We start from the raw sequence: 19,079 nt of genomic DNA, 5'->3' as shown, positions 1-19,079 counted from the left end.
GGAAAACTGTCCCAGAAATCCCGGCAAGCCGCCGTTCGCCCAAGCATCCGCCAGCCTGGGACACAAAGTCAATCTTGTGGCATATCTGGTAGAATATCAGAGTGGCCGACGACCGCCGACGCTTCCCGCACGGAAATGAAGTCGCGCCGAACAAGGTGAACAGCCCGCCATGTCAGACGATGTCCGCGCCAAGGCGCTGCTCACTCCGGCGCAATTGCACGCCATGATGCAGGCGGCCGCAGACCTCGTCATTCTCGCGATCCAATCCATCAATCCTTATACCGGTCGGCCTTCGACCAGAGAGATTCGAATTCCGGGCGCGATTGACGCGGAGGCCTACACGGACTTCGCTAGCCCTCCGACAGCAATGGGCGGGCAGCGCCCCCTCCCCGCTATTGGCGACCTGCAGGCTGCGGCCCGACGATGGGGCTTGCGCCGAGAGAGACTGGTGGTCGTCTATGACGACGACCGAAATCTGACCGCAGCCCGCGCTTGGTGGGTCCTACGCTGGGCGGGATTGCCTGATGTGCGCGTGCTCGACGGCGGACTGCCTGCATGGCGGGCTGCTAATCTCGCCACCGCCTCCGAAGCGCCGACGCCCATTCCAAGCGACATTGTTCTGTCGCCAGGCCACATGCCTGAAATTGGCCCCGATGAAGCCATCGAGCTCGCGCGACAGGCGGTGCTGCTCGATTCGCGTATCCGACCAAACTACATCGGCGGCCCCAATCAGCCCGGCCAGCCCCCGCGCGGCCACATCCCCGGCGCGATCAACGCGCCCGCCCCGGACTATCTCACGGACTACGGCAACTTCACCGATAGCGCCACACTGCGGGAAATGTATGCCAGCGTCGGCGCCGACGGGACGCGGCCGGTGGGCGTCTATTGCGGCGCCGGAATGTCAGCCGCCCACACTGTCTTGTCACTGGCGGCAATCGGGATCGAAGCGGCGATGTATCCGGGCTCCTGGTCAGCCTGGGCGGCCGACCCGACCCGTCCCACGGCGCGCGGCGCAAAGCCCTGGGGCTGATCGTGATCACGCGTCTCGACGCGGCTTTACAATCAAATCGTCCTTAGTATATTTCGTAGAATATCAGATTTCGCCGGCATCGCTGATCGGACCGCGACATCGCGCTGACGTCGGCTGAGATCAGCTCGCAGCCGCCAACCGGGGAAGGCGCATCCATGGCATTGAGCAGATATTTGGCGTGTCTCGCAGCGCTGCCGCTGCTGGTTTGTCCGTTGATCGCGACTACTCAGGCGCAGACGACCGACGCGCAGAAGACACTCATCGTCGCCGTTCCGTCGGATCCCGCCAATCTCGAGCCGGGCGCGAACAAAGCCGAGCCGATTGGCAGCGAAATCATTCTCAACGTGTTCGACACCCTGGTCGCCTGGAGCGCGCCGGATTTCTCGAAGCTCGAAGGGCGTCTGGCCAAGTCCTGGACCGTTTCGCCGGATGGCAAGGAGTTCAATTTCCAGCTCCGCGAGGGCGTGAAATTCCATGACGGAACGCCGTTCGACGCGGAGGCCGTCAAGTTCTCCCTTGAACGGACCAAAGCGATCAATTCCTACGTGCAGGCCACGTTCGGTCTCATCCGGACGGTCAGCATACCATCGCCGACTGAATTGAAGATCTCGCTGTCGGAGCCCTACCCGGCCTTCCTTTCGATTCTGGCGCAGCCGCAGGCGGCTATTGTCAGTCCGGCCGCAGTGAAGAAGTTCGGCGACAAATTCGCGGTCAATCCAGTTGGAACCGGCCCGTTCGCATTCACAAGTTATCGCGCCGACACCAATGTGGTGCTCGATGCGAACCCGAATTATTTTCGCGGCGCGCCCAAGCTCGCGCGGGTGATCTATCGCGTGATACCTGAAGCTTCGACGCGGCGGCTCGAACTGGAGAATGGCGGCGTCGACGTCATTCAGCAGCAGGGGCAACTCTCGGCGATTCCCGTCGAGGAAATGGCCGCCTTCAAGTCGAATCCGCGCATCTCCATCGTCGAGGCGCCAAGCCAGATCATTCGCCAGCTCGAATTCAACAACAATGATCCCAAGAGCCCGGTCGCCGACATCCGCGTCCGGAAAGCGATCGCGCACGCCATCGATTACGACGGCTTGCTGCAAGGCGTCTTCGGCGGCGTCGCAGAACGCGTCTACGGTCCGCTCACGACCAACAGCTGGGCCTTCGATCCAAAGCTTAGAGATGCGGCCCCGAAATATGATCCGCAACTCGCCAAGAAGCTTCTCGCCGAGGCCGGGATTGCGTCGGGCAAACTCAATTTCAAGCTCTACAGCTTTCAGGGCCCGCTCTGGGGTGCAGTCGCAACCTTCATACAGGCCAATCTCGCCGACGTTGGCGTCAACGCGACGATCGAGCAGACAGAGTTCCCCGCCTATCGCGCGCTGCAGACTGCAGGCAAATTCGATATAGCGCTCGACGGCCGTCAGCCATGGTATAATGATCCCGACGCTCACATCACGATTGGCTATTTGTCGGGCCTGGCGGATACGGCGATGACTTTCCGGATGCCAAAAGATGACGCTCTCGACGCGCTCATTCTCAAAGGCCAGCAAACCGTCGATCCCGATGAACGCAAGAAACTCTATTCCGATATTCAGGAGAAGATTGTCGCTCGCGTTCCCGCCGCTTACCTCTTCAGCCCCAAGCTGATCGTGTTCATGCGCGCGAACGTCAAGGGCCTCGTCATCAATAGCGCGCCGCCGCTCAACGAATATTGGAGCGTATACAAGAACTAGAATTCAATAGCGCCGCAGCTTTGACGCCGAGCAATCACGGAGCGCTTTTTCTGGCTCGGCGAGCGGCGCGTCAGACTTCGTCGGATCGGCGGGAATGATCAGCTTTCTCTTGCGTCGTCTGATCTCGCTGGTCCCAGTCTTGTGCCTCGTGCTTGTCATCGTATTCTCGCTCGTTCGCTTCATTCCGGGTGATCCCGCTGTGACGCTGCTCGGCCCGGGCGCGACCGATCAGCAGATTGCGGCGCTACGGGATCAATTGAGGCTTGATCAGCCGCTTGCGATCCAGTTCGTCGATTATGTCGCGGGGCTGCTCCACGGCGATCTTGGCGCCTCATTAAAGACCGGCCAGCCTGTCCTGCACGAGCTTCTCATTCGCCTGCCGGCGACGCTCGAACTCTCAATTTTCGCGACGCTCATGGCGGTCATAGTTGGCGTGCCAATCGGCGTGCTTTCGGCGACTCGGCCGAATTCTCTATTCGATCATATCACTCGGCTCGTATCACTCATCGGCGTGTCGATGCCGGCCTTCCTGCTCGCACTGATCCTGCAACTTGTCTTTGCCACATATCTAGGCTGGCTGCCGGTTTCGGGCCGTCTCAGTCCATACATCATCGGTTCGCCGATCACTGGATTCACCCTTGTCGACGGACTGCTGGCGCGCGACGCGGCGGCCTTCCGCAGCGCGGTCGAGCATCTCCTGCTGCCGATGACCGTGCTCGCCGCGTTTCTCGCCGCGACGCTTGGCCGGTTTGTGCGCAACACCATGCTTGAAGTGATGGCGGAAGACTATATTCGAACTGCGCGCGCCAAGGGGCTTTCCCGATCCAGCGTCGTCCTCCAGCATGGGCTGCGGAATTCATTGCTGCCGGCGGTCACCGTTGTCGGTCTTAAATTCGCGGAGATGCTTGGCGGCGCGATTCTGACCGAAACGATTTTCGCATGGCCCGGCGTCGGTCGGTTCATGTTCGAGGCGATCAAGAACCGCGACTATCCCGTTATTCAGGGCGCGACCCTGGTTTTCGCGCTTCTATTCGTTACGACTTCGGTCGTGGTCGATCTGCTTTATGGCGTGCTGGATCCACGTATCCGCCGAAAGATGAGCTGAGAACTGCGATGGCGGAAATCGTCCAGTTCTTGAGAAATAACAGGTTGGCGTTGGTCGGCGGCGGAACGCTATTCGCTATTCTTATCGCGGTCACAATTGGGCCTCTGCTGATTGGCTATTCGCCGACCCGGCTTGACGTGCTCCACAAGCTTTCGCCTCCAGGCCTTCAGCATTGGTTCGGAACAGACTCGCTCGGCCGCGACGTCTTCGCGCGCGTGATTCATGGTGGGCGGAACACGCTCACGATCGGCCTCGGCGTCGTGCTCATCGCATTTGTAGCGGGCGTATTCTTCGGAACAATCGCAGGATTCATGGGCGGCTTCACCGACGCGATCATCATGCGAACGGTTGACGCCATATTGTCATTCCCGGCGCTCGTGCTTGCAATTGCGCTCGCCGCCGCGTTCGGTCCCAGCCTCAACAACGCCATGCTAGCAGTCGCAATCACCCTCGCGCCGCAATTTGCGCGCGTTGCACGCAGCCAGGCGCTAAGCGTATCGGTCAAGCTTTACGTCGAGGCAGCGATTTCGCTGGGCCTTTCCACGCCAAGAATCCTTGTCCGACATGTGCTTGCGAATGGGTTGGGCCCCCTTCTGGTGCAGGCTTCGCTCAGTGTCGGCAGCGCTATCCTGCAGACGGCGAGTCTTGGCTTTCTCGGCCTTGGCGCACAGCCGCCATTGCCGGAATGGGGCGCCGACGTCTCAAGCAACCTGCAGTTTGTCCGAGCGAGTCCGTGGGTCGCCCTCACTCCCGGGATGGCGATCCTGCTCACGGTGCTGTCTTTCAATCTGATTGGCGACGCGCTTGCCGACTGGTTCAATCCACGACGCCGGGAACTCGACTGAGGATTTATGTCCACGCCCATACTGACGCTCGCCTTGGAGAAAGTCGACTTTCTTCCGCCGACGCGGGTGACCGACGACACCAGCGTGCTGACTCTCAAGACTCTTGTCTTCGAACCGCTATTGCGCTGGGACCGCGGCCTCGCCAGGCCGGGCCTGTTCGATCGTTGGACATATTCTCAGGACGGCAGATCCTGGCGATTCTTCATCCGAAAGGCGGCGTGCTTCCACGATGGGGCGCCTTGCCTGGCTGAAGACGTCATTGCATTCGTCAACGATATCTGCAGCGCCGTCGACACCTTCGGCATGAAGTGGTCTTACGCGCGCTATCTGGCCAACGCACGCCTCTCTGTCGGCGCCGACAATAGCGTTATCGTCGAGAACCCAGAACCAATCGCCGATATTCTTGACATTTTTTCGGAGTTCTTTCTCTGCCGCCTTGACGCGAGCGGCGCCGCGACGATCGGGTCCGGGCCGTACCGCGTCTCAAACTTCTCGCCACGGCGGAGCGCGACGCTTGAACGCGTCTCGGGCGCAGGCCCGCAAACGATCGTCGCCCACGAGATCCCGAGCGCCGAAGATCGTCTTCGCCTGCTCAAAGACGGCGCCGTCGACGCCGCGCTCAATCTTGAACGTGTCCACGGGCCGCTTGAATTCGATCCCACCCTCGTCTGGGGCAAAGCGCTCAACACGCTATCGGTGATCTATTATCTCAACTGTTTCGATGGGTTGTTCGCGTCGCCTGAAGGACGCCTCGCCATCAATCACGCCGTCGATATTGAAGGTCTGATCTCCGGCGTCCTCCACGGTCTTGCCGCGCCGTCCGCCTCCATCGTCAGCCCATTCCATCTCGGTATGGACCATGCAGGAACGCAGCTAATCCCCTACGATCTCGACCGCGCCAAGGCGCTGCTTGATCAAACAGGCGCAGAGTCCAAGGTCACCCTGAGGACGCCGACCTTCATGCCGGACCGCGCGAAAGAGATCAGCCTCTTCGTAGCTGATCAACTCGGCGACCTCGGCCTCTCCGTGACGGTCGAGATCGAGACAGATCGCCCCGAATATGCCCGGCAGGTTGGCCGCAAGGAGATTGGCGATCTCGCAATATTCGATTCCTCCCCGCAAAGCACCTATCGTATCCTCAATGACAAGATCTCTAGCGCGGTCAAAGCCGTTTGGTGGCAAGGTTACGACGACGCCGAAACTGAAAAGCTGATCGTCGCGGCCAATCGCGCCGTCGAGTCGAGTGAGCGCGCCATCGCCTACGGACGGTGCCTGCGGCGTCTGAACGCCAACCCGCCATGGCTCTATCTTTTCCATCCGATCGAGGTTTGCGCCTCGCGAGACGGCGTCGCAGGCCTCTCCCTCGATCACAAGGGCGTTCTGAACATCGGCTAAACACGGCGACCAGAAAGCGAAATCTTGCATCATGAAGAAAGACTACGCGATCACATTCTTCTACTATCCCGACATTCACGCAGTGTCGGAGTTCTATGAGAATGTCCTAGGTTTCGACCTCGTGCTTGATCAAGGTCTTGCGCGCATCTACCGCGTCGCTGCAAATTGCTACTTCGGCATCGTCGACGGCAACCGTGGACATCTGAAACATCAGCCAAAGAGCGCCGCGCTTTTCACGATTGTCTCCGAAGACGTCGAAGGCTGGCATCAACGTTTGAAGAGGCAGCAGGTCGCCGGCCTCTCGGAAATCTTGCGCGGCGCTTATTGCGACCATTTTTTCTTCGAAGATCCTGCCGGCTACGCGATCGAGATTCAGCGCTTCCACAATCCCGACGTCGCCAGCCTGTTTCGTTGAGTCGAGAAATGTGCGCCACTGAATCCGAGCAACGCGTCAGGAGCCATTGCATCGCCTTGGTCGAACGGCTTGCGGGCGCCGAACTTGTCGCCTCCCCATATGGCTCGCTGTCCCTCGAGGACGGTTACATCCCGCTGCTTGCGAATTACACCGAGGAAGACAAGGCGGCGAAAGGCCTGAGGTCGCTGCGCGACGCGGCTGCGCAGCCCGCGCCTCAAGCCTACTTCTCCGCGCTTGAAGTCACGCAGACGGCGCGCGCGGTGATGCTTCTCGGACCGCGAGGAAGCGGAAAGACGAGCTTCGCCCGGCGCCTCGCGCTCAATCTCGCAGGTGAACTCGTAAATTCGCAGCAATACAATCTCACTGAGGTGACCCGGCCGGTCTTTCGCAACGAACAAGGGATGACCGCGCTTGAGGAGTGGCGCGAGACCATCGCACTGCCCTTCTATGTGGAGATCAGAAGCGCCTCGTCTCTCTCAGAGCTTCTCGTGGCTGCGGGCTTCGATATTGAAGCGGCGCTCGCCGAAGCTGTGAGCAAGGAATCTATCCAGGATGTCTTTCTCATCCTGGACGGTATCGACCGCCTCGGTTCAATGGGGCCCTCGGTATTAGCGGACGCATCAGCCTTGATGGCACGCTATCCCAAGCTACGCGTCCTTGCGCTCGGAGAAGCAACGATCGTCCGATCCTGGCCATCGCTGGCAGAGTTCAGCACGCATGACATGCTGCCGCTCCTTGCAGTCCAGCGACGCGCGTTCATCGCCGAAAGATCGAGCGCTCAGGCGCCAACGCCGGCTCAGATGTCGAACGCCGCGACAAATCCGGGACTATTTGCGCTGTCGCTGTGGTTGAACGAAGCGCCTTCGTCGCCCGAAGCGATGGTCGATGCGTGGCTTGACCAAGTCCTGGAGCATTGTGACACGGGAGCCGCAGATCGCTTGTGCAAATCGGCTTTCGAGAATCTGCGAAGCGGCGGCATGGACTTCGCCCCGGACGCAAAGCTGCAGACGCTTCTTGTTTCGCTTGGCCTGTGCCGAACCGTGCGCAAGCCTTACCTCGTCGAATTGCTTGCGGCTCGACATCTCGCCGTCCTACCGCCGTCAGACGTAGCGAAATTATTCCATCAATGCCCTGATACATGGATGGCGCCGGTCAAGAGCCTGGCGAGCAGACTTGCGACCCGGAATGCGCCGCCTGACGCGCTCGTCAATGGCTTGATCGATGAGTCCGAAAGCAACGCGCTACGCGGCGCGCTGATCGCCGCGCCCATGGTCTTCAGCGAAGGCGCGCTGCAATCGCGCATCGGGAATATCTTATTGCGTCTCATCGAGAACGGCGCTTTATCTCCCACTCTTCGCGCTGAGGCGGGGCGCGTGCTCGCTCGTTGGGGCGATCCTCGCGATCTCGATGCGATGGTCGATATCCCCGTCGGCGACTTTGTCATGGGATCGAATACGCACCCGAATTCCACCCCTCCTCACCGCGTCCATGTGCGCGCCTTCAAAATCGGCCGGTTTCCCGTCACAAACAGAAGTTACGGCGCATTTGTTGCGGAGACCGAACGCCATTGGGCTTCGAAGGATGGGCGATCGCCTGAGCGCGCCAATGCGCCCGCCATCGATCTCACTTGGCGCGACGCCATCGCCTACTGCGAATGGCTCACGGCGCGATGGCGCGCTGAAGGACGGATCGACGCCGAAGAATTGGTACGGCTTCCGACCGAACCCGAATGGGAGCGCGCGGCCCGCGGCGACCAACCAGACCGCGGGAATTGCGTTGTTTATCCCTGGGGCAGCGATTGGTCCGCAGACGCTGCAAATTCAGAAGAGAGCGGCTTTAACGACACCTGTGCTGTTGGCCTCTTTCCAAAAGGCCGCTCACCTTATGGCTGCTATGATATGGCTGGACAGGTCTGGGAGTGGACGAGCACGTTGTGGGGCGATGACATGGCGACGCCATCGTTCAAATATCCCTACGATGATGATGGGCGAGAGGCGTCTGACGCCGGCCCGCACATTCGTCGCGTGCTGCGGGGCGGCTGCTTCTCCAGCGGTCGGCTGAAGGCTTGCTGCACCTATCGTGGAAGCCTGGAGCCTGATGGCTTCTGGCGTGGCAACGGGTTTCGCATCGTTGTCGCCTCGCCAGCGGCACTTGAGTCTCCTCACTAAGAGCGGACATTCTGGCTGTCCGGAAAGGGTCAAACTGCGACGCTCGCTCTTGAACGGCACTAAATGGCTGAGCCGCTCAACGAGCAGATGGCTCTCGGGTTTTCCGCCAAACTGCTGCGATATTAATTGCGCCCATGAGCGCGACGCCGATCGTCACGAGCAAACTCACGCCGCTGAGCGTGGCGTCAAAAAGCCGTGCAGCTATGACTCCGCCTCCCGGTCGCACGACCGGCCGCTTTGGGTTACGAATTCGCGTCGCAACGAGCATCAGCTTTCCCAAGCTCGATTCAGTTGTTGTAGGTCCGCAGAGGCGAGTCGAAAATCCTCATGCGCTCTTCAAACACCAGTTCTTCGAGCGGGGCGCGACCTGCGGGACTCTCGCGCGTCTTCAGCTTGTCTTCCAGCAGCGATCGATCCCCGATCTTGCCGATGGCGGCTATGGCGTTGACGACATACCCGTCGGGCACGGCGAGCACAGCGCGCAGCCGGACAGGATCAAAACCCGCCATGCCATGCGTATGCCAGCCCGAGAGATAGGCCTGCAATGCGAACGACATCCAGGCCGCGCCGGCGTCAAAGCTGTGCGTTGGCGACGGCGCCGTCTCCGCGCCGAATTCCAGCGTGTCCTTCGACACGAAAGCGATCAAAGCCGCGGCCCGAAACGCCCAGGACTGATTGGTGTTGGACAGGCAGCCGAGCGTTTCCCGCCAGCCGGCGCCGCCGCGAAGCAGATAGACGAAGCGCCAGGGCTGCGCGTTCATCGACGACGGAGCCCACCGCGCAGCCTCCAGCAGCGGCATCAGTTGCGCAGCGGAAATCGTTTCGTCGGTGAAGGCGCGCGGCGACCAGCGTTCAAGGAACAGCGGCGCGATATCATACTGGCTGACGCGAGGCGTGAGCGCCTTGTATGCGCCGTCGTGATAGAGAAGAGGGCTGGCACCGGACATGCCGCCGCCAATGATCTCGCCAACGAAAATCGTATGCGTTCCCATCTCGGTCTCGCTCACCAGGATGCACTCCATATGAGCGGCGGCGCCGCGAATGACCGGGCTGCCATTTCCAGCGAGATCGTAGGGAACGCCTGTAAACTGGTTGTCCGCGCCGGAAGCGAACCGCTCGCTAAGTTCGCGTTGTGCCTCGGCCAGAACATTGACGGTGAAGTTTCGGCTGGCTGTGATGAGCGGATGACTGCGCGCGGAGCGATTCACGACGATCAGCAACCGCGGCGGCGACGCCGAAACGCTGCATACGGCTGTCGCCGTCATGCCATGGAGATGGCCGTCGTGCCCTGTCGTGATTACCGCCACGCTCGACGCCACGCTGCGCATGAGTGCGCGGAAGCGATGAGCGTCGATCGCTTCGGGAGCGATATGCGCCGTCATGCTACAGTCTCCCTCAGACGGATCGTCACGGCGCAACGCCTCTCTATGCATCAGCCCCATCGCCGGGCGTTCCGAGATACCAGCCCCACGGAGCGTCGCTGTCGTAGCGGGTGATCTGTTTAGTCTCGAAACACGCCTCGAAACCCCAACGGCCCAGCTCGCGGCCAATGCCTGACTGCTTGTAGCCGCCCCATGGCGCTTCGACGAAGGTCGGCTGCGAACAGTTGATCCAGACGATGCCGGCGCGGAGCCGCCGCGCCACCCGCTCGGCGCGATCCGCATCGGCTGACATCACCGCCGCCGCCAGCCCGTAGCGGCTGTCGTTCGCAAGACGGACGGCCTCGTCCTCGCTATCGAAAGGCCTGACGCATAGCACCGGCCCGAACACCTCGTCCCGCCAGAGCGAGCTATCGATGGGCGCGTCGGCGAAAATAGTTGGCTCGATAAAATAACCCTTGTCGAGTCCGGCCGGCCGTCGGCCGCCAGATACGAGCCGCGCGCCAGATCGAACGCCGTCCTCGATCGCCGCAACGATCTTTGCGTGCTGGCTCGCCGAGACGATGGGTCCAAGCTTGACCTTTGGATCAAGGCCGCCGCCGATCCAGATTTGCGCGGCCGCTTCTGCAAGCCGCGCCAATAACGGAGCGTACAGCGACCTTTCGATGAGAACGCGCGAGGTCGCCGAGCAAACCTGTCCCTGGTTCCAGAATACGCCGAACATGATCCACTCGACGGCCTGCTCGACGTCGCTGTCGGCGAAAACGACGAAGGGAGATTTTCCGCCGAGTTCCAGACTGATACGCTTGATATCCTGCGCGGCGACCGCCATCAGCTTCGCGCCGGTCGGAACGCTGCCGGTGAATGCGATCTTGTCGACGCCGGTATGTTGCGCAAGCGGCTGTCCGGCGCCGTCGCCGTAACCCGTGAGGAGATTGAGGACGCCCGCGGGGACGCCCGCGTCGGCGGCGATGCGAACAAGTTCGATCGCCGTGAGCGGCGTCAATTCGGAGGGCTTCAGCACGACCGTGCAACCCGCCGCAAGCGCTGGGGCAACCTTCCAGGCGGCCAACAGCATCGGATAGTTCCAGGGAATGATCGCCGCCACGACGCCGACCGGTTCGCGCACGGCGCGGCTGCTGAAACGAGCATCGCCAAGCGCGATCGGCTCGTCCGGAGCGCCGGACTCGGCAAGCCCGGCATAGAAGTCGAAACAGCCGGCCGCGTCATCGATGTCCCAGCGGGCCTCAGCGATGGGCTTGCCGTTGTCGCGAACCTCCAGCGTCGCCAGCTCTTCGCGGCGAAGGCGGATGATGTCGGCGATTCGGCGCAGGATGGCGGCCCGCTGCGCGCCCGGAAATTTCGTCCACTCGCTTTCGTCGAACGCGCTTCGCGCGGCGAACACAGCGGCGTCGACATCGCTCTGGCCCGCTAGCGATACGGCTACGATCGTCTCCTCCGTCGCGGGATCGATGACCGGAAAGACTCCGCCCTCTGCGGCGGCCCGCCAGACGCCGTCGATAAAGAGTGTGGCCGTCATGCCGCCCGCGACTCGCTGACAACGACGCCATCATCCTCGACTGTCAGCCGCACCTCGAAGGCGCGCTTCTTCAACTCGGCGAAATAGGGCCGCGTCTCAAAGAATTCTTCGGGCGCCCAAACGCCGGGCGTCAGACGCGATGTCAGCATGAGCTGGGCGGCGATCGATCCGTTCATCGACGTCGCCGCATCGACATAGCCGGCGTACATTGCGTTCGGCCTCACAATGACCTCGCCGCGAACACGGCGCGCGCGGCCGTCTTTTGCACCGGTTCCGATGACAAAATGAATCTCGTGCGACGATTGCTCCGGAATGCGATCGCGGTTCTGCTCGATGTTTCGGTTGATGAGGCTGACGAGGAAACGCGTCGGCTGGACGGCGACGCCGTCGACATCGATCGGCTCCTCGTTGCCGAAACCGGCTTTCACAAGCCCAGCCCATGCCGCGTGCTCCCGATGCGGCAAATGCAGCTTCCATGTGAATTCCTGAATTCCTTTCTCCGCGATGCCTTTCGCCACCGGCACGGTGAGCTGCTCGGAATGGGGCGAATACATGAACTCGCAGCGATTCCACGGCTCCGGCAGATCGATGATCTCGACTCCGCTCATCGGCGGAACCTCGACATAGCGTCCCTCAAGGAACTGCGTGCTCGGCAGCGCATATTCCGCCAGCACCGTCGAGACGCTGTAGGGCGGCACCAAAACCGGATTCTCTGGTCCCACCAGCTCTGCCGCCCAGAAGAGGTTAAGCTTGTCGATGGTGTCGAGTTGATCCGCCACGAACCGGCAGAGCACATTCGACATGCCGGGATCGGCGCCGACGCCGATGACGGCGCAGACGCCCGCTGCGCGAAATCGCTCGTCGGCCGCCTTCTGGAGTACGGTGTAGGTTCCAAGGCCGCCCAGATCGAGATAGGGCGCGCGCGCCTCCAGCGCAGCCTCGAAAATCTGCATCTGGAAGCCGGCCATGGTTGGCACGGCGTTGATGCAGATGTCGCCGCCTTTCAGCGCCGCGAGGAGCGCCTGCCTGTCCGAGACGTCGAGCGTCGCGACTTCGAGCCGCTCGTCCCGTGTCTCGTTTTTGAGCCGGTCAATCGCATTCGCTGACAGATCGAAAACGCGGATCGTCCCGATATCCACGATGGCGCGATCCGAGAGAAGGTCCCGGACAATGCCTGCTCCCATCAGGCCTGCGCCGCCGATCAGGTGAATGTTTTTCTTCGCGCTCATATTTCTCGTCTGTCGGCGGTTGTTCGGCTGACTGCGATCCTAGTCGGATGCATTCACGACAGCTTTGGACTAACGGGCCAGTCGCGGCTGGATTGGTTGCGACAGGCTGTCGGTATCTCGCGATGTCGCGCACAGAGCCTTTGCCTGTCATGGCATCCCTGTTGCAAGATCGACCTCGGAAACGCCGTCCCGCTGGAGCCACACCATGCCTGCAGCAAGCACCAAAGGCCGTCGCTCGTCCACGGAGCAGGCTGCAAAGACCAGGTCTGGCGTCGCGGGCATTTCCGACTTCGGGATGACCGTCGAGGAATGCCTGCGGATCGCCCCGCTCGACGAGGCGAAGGTGGTCGCCGGCTCCGCCGGATTGTCGCGACGGATGAGCTGGGTCCATGTCGTCGACCATCGCGACATGGAGGATTCTCTCGACAGCCACGAGTTGCTGCTGACATCCGGCATTGCGCTCGCCAACGACGAGGCGCTTCAGCGCGAGATCTTCGAGATCATGGACCGAAGACACTCGGCGGGACTGGTTATCGCGATCGGCGACTACATTCAGGAAATTCCGAAAGGCATGCGGGAGCTGGCGGATATTTTCGAGATTCCGCTGATCGCTATCCCGTGGAAGGTCAATTTCGGCGACATTACCCGCGTTCTGCTGACTCAATTCGTCGAGTCGCAATATCGTTTCATGGAGCTTTCCCAGAAACTGAACCATGAGCTTCTCGCTGTAGTCCTGCAGAAAGGCGACCTGCATGCCCTCTGCGCCTGCATCGCCAATGTCGCCGGAGCCCCGGTCGCCATCTGCAACGAAAATTTCAAACCGGTCGCAGCGAGCCGCGTTGCTCCCTCCGAGCCGACCTTTGACGAGAAGACATTGCGCGCAGGCCTCGCTGTGACGACGTTCAGCCGGTCCGGACGCGTCGCTTCGCAACTCGTCGGCGCGAGCGGCGAGGCGATCGGCGTTGCAACGCCGATCTTTATCGCGGAACGCCGGCGCGGCTATCTGGTGATGGAAGCCGGCGCCATGTCGCCGGGCGTCGCCGGCCGCCTCGCCGAAGCGGCCGCGACGGTGGCAGCGCTCGTGATCTCCCATGAGGACGAACTACTCCGCGTCGCTCGTCGCGCGGACGGGCAGCTTATCGGGTTGCTGACCGGTGCGCTGCCGCCGAGCGTCGGCGCGCTCGTCGAGATCGGGCTTCGCGGCGCCGATCCGCTGACTGTGCTCATTGCGACAATCGACAGCGGCGATCTGCAGACAGCTCTCGAGCTGACGGCCGAATTCTTGCGCCGCCGCGCCGGGGCCTGCGCGTTGGCGATCCGGGATCGCTCCATTATCGGCTTGGTGCAGAAACCCAGCGACAGGGCTTCGAACTGGAGTTCGACTCTGGTCGAACATCTGCGCGAACACGGAGTGAGCCCGCTTCTCGGCGTCAGCGGCGTCATCGCCAATCCCAATGACATTCCCGCCAGGTACGAGGACGTCAAGGAGCTCATGCGGTTGCGATACTATCTCCAGCCGGAAGGGGCCGTCGTTCATGCCGATCACGCGACAGTGCTTCTTCGCGCGCTGCGCAGTCTTATCTCGAGCGCGAATCTCGAAGAGATCTGCCCCGCGATCATCAAGCTCAAGGAGCATGACCGCAGCTTGCACGGATCGCTTGTCGAGGCGTTGGGATGCCTGCTGGAAGTCGACTGGAATGTGAGCCTTGCCGCGCGCAGGCTCGGCATCCACCGGCATACGATTCTCTACCGGCTGGAACGGATCAGCGAAATCCTCGACACGGAATTGACGGCGACCATGCGCTTTGAATTGAGGCTTCAGCTTCTCGCCTGGCGCATCGCGGGACAGGATTGACGTCATCAACGGATTCCGCTCCCCCGCCGTTGCTGAACGTAGAATCCAGCCAGGGACAGAGCGACCGTCACGACGATCAGCAACGTCGAGACGACCGCGATGATCGGGTCGAGCTCATCTTTCAAGCTCGACCACATTCGCGCCGGCAACGTCTCGCCGAGCGTGCCTGATATGAAGAGCGCGATCGGCAGCTCATCAAAGGACATCAAAAACGCAAAGGCGGCGCCGGTCAGAATTCCTGGCTGCATCAGCGGCCGCGACACATGCCAGAACACCTGCCAGCGATTGGCGCCGAGTCCGGCGGCGGCCAGTTCAAGATTTTCGTCAACCGTTGACAGCGAAGCATTCACGCTGATGACGACAATCGGGACAGTAATCGCAATATGCGCCAGCGCCATCGCCGGGAACGTGCCGATCATTCCGAGACGCGCGAAGAAAAAGTATAGGGCGATCGCGACGATGATGCCCGGCAGGAGCAGTGGCGCCGAGACCAGCGTGAGCACGAGTTTGCGGCCTGGAAAATCGCCGCGCACGAGCGCGAAGCTCGCAAGAACGCCGATGGGCACGCCGATCAGCACGGTGGCGGTAGCGACCTTGAAACTGTTCAGCGTGGCGAGCTTCCAGCGCGCCGAGGCGAAATAAGCCTCATACCAGTGCAACGACAGTCCGCGTGGCGGAAAGGACAGCACCCGCCCTTCGTTGAAGGACAGCACGACAACCACCAGGATGGGCAGATTCAACAGCGCGAGAACGAGCCAGGCCCAACCGCCGGCGAGCCGTTCAGTCCAGTTCGGCTTCATCGCAAACCGATCCTCTCCGTTCCGGCGAGCTTGCTCACAGCGAAGATGATCATCAGCGTTCCAACCAGCAGCACTACGCCGATTGCGGCGCCGAAACCCCAGTTGATTTGCCCCTCGAACTGCGTGATCACCAGCATCGGCAGGGTGACGTCGCGGCGACCGCCAAGCATCGACGGCACGATGAAAAAGCCGAAGGAAAACACCAGCACGATCAGGCTTCCCGCATAGACCCCGGGCAAGGTCAGCGGAAAATAGATTCTGGCGAAGGCCTGCAGCGAAGACGCGCCAAGGCCCCGCGCCGCGCCAGTCAGATTCGGATCGATCGTTTTCATCACGCCATAGAGCGGCAGCACGAAGAACGGCAGCAGGATCTGGATCATCGCCGCCTGAACCACCCAGGTATTGAACAGAAACTGGATCGGCCGATCAATCACGCCGAGCGCGATGAGCGCGTTGTTAAGCAGTCCGTTGCGCCCCATGATGACCATGATGCCGTAGGCGCGAACCAGAATGCTCGCCCAGAACGGAACGAACAGCGCGAGCATCGCAATGCGCGCCGCCATCGGCGAGGCGGCGGTCAGGTAGAAGGCGAGCGGATAACCGATGATCGCCGTCGCTGCGGTGACGACGAGCGCGATCCATGTCGTGCGCCAGACGATCTGCAGATAGATCGGCTCAGCAAGCAGGCGCTGATAGTGCTGGAATCCGAACTGCGGTTCGGTCACGCTGATCGAGAGCAGGCTGAGAACAGGATAAAAGAACACGACGCCGAGCAGGACGACGATTGGCAGCGCGGGGAGAAAGCCCTTGAAGCGACGGCGCAGCGCTTGATGATGCGCTGTTGTGGATGAGACCGCGCTCATTTCCGCGCTGCCGAAAACATCATGCAGTCAGCGGACGAGAACGAAAGCGTCACTGGACTGCCGGTTGGCAGCGGCGCGAAGCCCGAGCGCAGATAGGAGCGCGCCGCCAGCGCGCCGCCGCTTGTGCGGATTTCGTACTCCAGTTCGCTGCCGAGGAAATTAACCATCTCGACGCATCCCGCGATCCGGTTCGCGCCGGCCTGCCGAATTGTCTCGCCAGCGGCGACATCGAGCTTCTCGGGGCGTACGAGAATATCAACGGCGCCTTCGAGCTGTCCAATCGCGCGGCCGACAATGGAAGAGCCATCGGGAAGCGTCGCGACGGCGCGATCGCCTGAACTCTCGATCAGCGCGCCTGAGATGAAATTCGACTCGCCGAGAAATTCGGCGACAAAGCGGCTGTTCGGCTTCTCGTAGAGCTCAGGCGGAGAGCCCGCCTGGGCGATGCGGCCATTCTCCATCAGCGCGATGGTGTCGGACAGGAACAAGGCTTCCTGCTGATCGTGCGTGACATAGATGACGGTCAGGCCAAGACGCTTCTGCACCCGCTTCAGCTCGTGCTGGACTTCCTCGCGCAACTTGCGATCAAGCGCGCCCAGCGGTTCGTCCATCAGCAACAGCGGCGGACGGAAAACGACGGCGCGGGCGAAGGCGACGCGCTGCTGCTGACCGCCGGACAGTTCTGCGGGTTTGCGCGCCGCGAGATGTTCGAGACGGACGAGCGACAACGCTTCGTGAACCGCATCGCGGATTGCGCCACGCGGCTGCTTCCGCATCTTCAGAGGGAAGGCCACGTTTTCGAACACGGTCATATGCGGAAACAGGGCGTAGTTCTGGAACACCATGCCGAGATTCCGGCGCGAGGCGCTGACGCCGATGACCGAGCGTCCGCCGATGACGACGTTGCCGCGGTCGGGATCCTCGAACCCTGCAATCATCTTGAGGGTCGTCGTTTTGCCCGAACCGCTCGGGCCTAGCAGCGAGAGGAACTCCCCGGCTTCGACAGTCAATGAGACGTCCTCGACTGCGCGCACGCCGTTGTAGTTTCGCTCCAGATTCGTCAGCCGAACCGATGCGCCAAGCGGCTCTCCGCGATAGTCGCTGAGACCCTGTCCGATTGCTGTCATTCGCCGGCCGCAGCGCGATAGGCGGCCGAGGGATGGTTCGCCAGCGGCTTCCGCTGGCCGGCGCCGAACAGATTCTCCCGCAGCGTCGAGCCGTCATAGTCCTCCCGATAAACGCCCCGCTTCTGCAGCACAGGCATGACATAGTCGGCGAAGTCGGCGACCGTGTGCGGCGTGATGAGCTGGCGCAGCAGGAAGCCGTCGCAGCCTAAAGTCTCGATCCACATCTCGATCTCGTCAGCGATGTCCTCTCCGGAGCCGCAGGCGAACAGCGGCACCGTCGTATGGCCGGCGATATCGGCGGACATGCGAATGACGTCACCGACGGTCGTGCCCGCGGCATAGGGATAGCGTCCGAGATGTTCGGCGCCCGCGCCACCGCGCTTGATGATTTCGGCGATCACCTCGTCATGGCCGAAACGGCTGAGGTCGAAGCCAGCGCCGTACATATGCGCGACATAGCCGTCGGCGCGGGTCATTTCCTGGTAGTCTTCCTTTTTCGCCAGCGCGAGCCTGCGCGTGCGCGCGGCGACAATCGTTGCGCCCACAAGAATCTTGATGTCGTCTGGGCGGCGTCCTTGTGCAACCGCTTCTTCGCGGATCGCCCGAACATTTTCCTTCACGGCGTCAAGCGACCTGCCGCCACAGAAGACGACCTCCGCATGTCGGGCTGCGAACTGTTTGCCGCGGCCCGAGGTGCCCGCCTGATAGATGACGGGAGTCCTTTGCCGTGACGGTTCGACGAGATGGGGGCCGGCGACGCTGAAATATTTGCCCTTGTGATCGATGCGATGAACCCTCACGGGATCGGCGAAGACCTGATTGACGCGATCGCGCAGGATCGCCCCTTCCTCCCAGCTCGCCTCCCACAGCTTGTAACAGACCTCCATGAATTCATCGGCGACGTCGTAGCGCTCGTCATGGGTGTATTTGTTGGGATCGACGCCGAAATTCTCGTTGGCGTTGGGCAGGTAGGAAGTGACGATGTTCACGCCAATCCGGCCGTTGCTGAGATGATCGAGCGAACTCAGCCGGCGCGCAAGATGGAACGGTTGCTCGTAGGTGGTGGAACAGGTCGCCGCGAAGCCGATCGAGCGCGTTGCAGCGGCCATGGCGGCAATCGGCGTGAACGGATCGAGATCCGGCACATGCATGCCTTCGCGGATGGCGACGTCATTGCTGCCGCCGAAGCCTGCAGAGACGCCGAGCGCGTCGGCGAGGAACAGCGTGTCGAAGCGAGCGCGCTCGCATTCCCTGGCGAAGTCCATCCAGAAATCGACAGTCTTGTAACGCGCGTGCTTCTGGTTCGACGGATGCGCCCAGAGCCCGTAATTGTTGTGGCTGACAGTCGCCATGTCGAGGAGGTTGAACGAGATCTGCTTTTTGGCGGGCATGAGCGGTTTCCGGCCTGTCGTGATCCCCGTCGCGGCGCCCGGCCGCGATTGGCCGGACTCATCGCCGCCGCGTCAGGATCGCCAATTTACTGATCGGGAACGCTATCCGTCGCTATATCCGCGACAAACGGACAAAGAGTCGAGTCACCGTCCGCATCTGCTGTACTGACTGTCGATGCCTTTGGGCAGGCTGGCAGGAAGGGCGGGCGC

The 19,079-nt window shown here is 61.6% G+C and carries 15 protein-coding genes; 8 read left to right on the top strand and 7 right to left on the bottom strand.

All coding sequences use genetic code 11. The annotated features are described in order from the left end of the window. Nucleotides 1–169: 169 nt before the first annotated feature. The 7 genes from L8F45_RS29785 to L8F45_RS29755 all read left to right on the top strand — a co-directional run bounded on the left by L8F45_RS29785 (nt 170) and on the right by L8F45_RS29755 (nt 8,685). The gene (locus L8F45_RS29785; protein ID WP_342364094.1) at nt 170–1,030 is read left to right on the top strand and encodes a sulfurtransferase; all 861 of its coding nucleotides are present in this window, start codon (nt 170–172) and stop codon (nt 1,028–1,030) included. A gap of 155 nt (nt 1,031–1,185) precedes the next feature. Next, nucleotides 1,186–2,757, top strand: a complete 1,572-nt coding sequence (locus L8F45_RS29780; protein WP_342364093.1) for an ABC transporter substrate-binding protein — start codon at nt 1,186–1,188, stop codon at nt 2,755–2,757. 94 nt (nt 2,758–2,851) lie between these two features. Continuing rightward, nucleotides 2,852–3,862, top strand: a complete 1,011-nt coding sequence (locus L8F45_RS29775) for an ABC transporter permease (RefSeq protein ID WP_342364092.1) — start codon at nt 2,852–2,854, stop codon at nt 3,860–3,862. Nucleotides 3,863–3,870: 8 nt separating this feature from the next. Continuing rightward, nucleotides 3,871–4,707: an ABC transporter permease gene (locus L8F45_RS29770; protein WP_342364091.1), complete on the top strand. Its 837-nt coding sequence runs from the start codon at nt 3,871–3,873 to the stop codon at nt 4,705–4,707. Nucleotides 4,708–4,713: 6 nt separating this feature from the next. Then, entirely contained in the window at nt 4,714–6,102 is a 1,389-nt protein-coding gene (locus L8F45_RS29765; protein ID WP_342364090.1) for an ABC transporter substrate-binding protein, read from the top strand. A gap of 31 nt (nt 6,103–6,133) precedes the next feature. Beyond that, nucleotides 6,134–6,517 carry a VOC family protein gene (locus L8F45_RS29760; protein WP_342364089.1) on the top strand — a complete coding sequence of 128 codons (384 nt, stop codon included), beginning with the start codon at nt 6,134–6,136 and terminating at the stop codon, nt 6,515–6,517. An 8-nt stretch (nt 6,518–6,525) separates the two neighbouring features. Then, a complete protein-coding gene (locus tag L8F45_RS29755; protein ID WP_342364088.1) occupies nt 6,526–8,685 on the top strand; it encodes an SUMF1/EgtB/PvdO family nonheme iron enzyme in 2,160 nt (719 codons plus the stop codon). Nucleotides 8,686–8,972: 287 nt separating this feature from the next. On the opposite strand, the gene L8F45_RS29750 is transcribed toward L8F45_RS29755, so the two are convergent. Genes L8F45_RS29750 through L8F45_RS29740 form a run of 3 tightly spaced genes read right to left on the bottom strand, consistent with a single transcriptional unit; the run spans nt 8,973 to nt 12,833 of the window. Then, complete coding sequence (locus tag L8F45_RS29750) at nt 8,973–10,067, bottom strand: flavin reductase (RefSeq protein ID WP_342364087.1); 1,095 nt, start codon at nt 10,065–10,067, stop codon at nt 8,973–8,975. 43 nt (nt 10,068–10,110) lie between these two features. Beyond that, nucleotides 10,111–11,604, bottom strand: coding sequence for an aldehyde dehydrogenase family protein (locus L8F45_RS29745; protein ID WP_342364086.1), 1,494 nt, complete (start codon nt 11,602–11,604; stop codon nt 10,111–10,113). Then, the gene (locus L8F45_RS29740) at nt 11,601–12,833 is read right to left on the bottom strand and encodes a saccharopine dehydrogenase family protein (RefSeq protein WP_342364085.1); all 1,233 of its coding nucleotides are present in this window, start codon (nt 12,831–12,833) and stop codon (nt 11,601–11,603) included. Before L8F45_RS29740 ends, L8F45_RS29745 begins: the two co-directional genes overlap by 4 nt. 205 nt (nt 12,834–13,038) lie before the next feature. On the opposite strand from L8F45_RS29740, the gene L8F45_RS29735 reads away from it, so the two are divergent. Next, a complete protein-coding gene (locus L8F45_RS29735; RefSeq protein WP_342364084.1) occupies nt 13,039–14,688 on the top strand; it encodes a PucR family transcriptional regulator in 1,650 nt (549 codons plus the stop codon). 5 nt (nt 14,689–14,693) lie between these two features. Here L8F45_RS29735 and L8F45_RS29730 read toward each other — a convergent pair whose 3' ends face one another. The 4 genes from L8F45_RS29730 to L8F45_RS29715 are packed head-to-tail and all read right to left on the bottom strand — an operon-like array spanning nt 14,694 to nt 18,869. After that, nucleotides 14,694–15,488, bottom strand: coding sequence for an ABC transporter permease (locus L8F45_RS29730; protein ID WP_342364083.1), 795 nt, complete (start codon nt 15,486–15,488; stop codon nt 14,694–14,696). Continuing rightward, a complete protein-coding gene (locus L8F45_RS29725; protein ID WP_342364082.1) occupies nt 15,485–16,351 on the bottom strand; it encodes an ABC transporter permease in 867 nt (288 codons plus the stop codon). Before L8F45_RS29725 ends, L8F45_RS29730 begins: the two co-directional genes overlap by 4 nt. Beyond that, a complete protein-coding gene (locus L8F45_RS29720; protein WP_342364081.1) occupies nt 16,348–17,478 on the bottom strand; it encodes an ABC transporter ATP-binding protein in 1,131 nt (376 codons plus the stop codon). The genes L8F45_RS29725 and L8F45_RS29720 overlap by 4 nt, the downstream gene beginning before the upstream one ends. After that, nucleotides 17,475–18,869, bottom strand: coding sequence for an LLM class flavin-dependent oxidoreductase (locus L8F45_RS29715; protein ID WP_342364080.1), 1,395 nt, complete (start codon nt 18,867–18,869; stop codon nt 17,475–17,477). The genes L8F45_RS29720 and L8F45_RS29715 overlap by 4 nt, the downstream gene beginning before the upstream one ends. Nucleotides 18,870–19,079: the final 210 nt, after the last annotated feature.

The sequence above is a fragment of the Terrirubrum flagellatum genome (assembly GCF_022059845.1).
GTDB classification, from domain to species: Bacteria; Pseudomonadota; Alphaproteobacteria; order Rhizobiales; family Beijerinckiaceae; genus Terrirubrum; species Terrirubrum flagellatum.
This window is presented reverse-complemented; position numbering and strand designations above follow the sequence as displayed.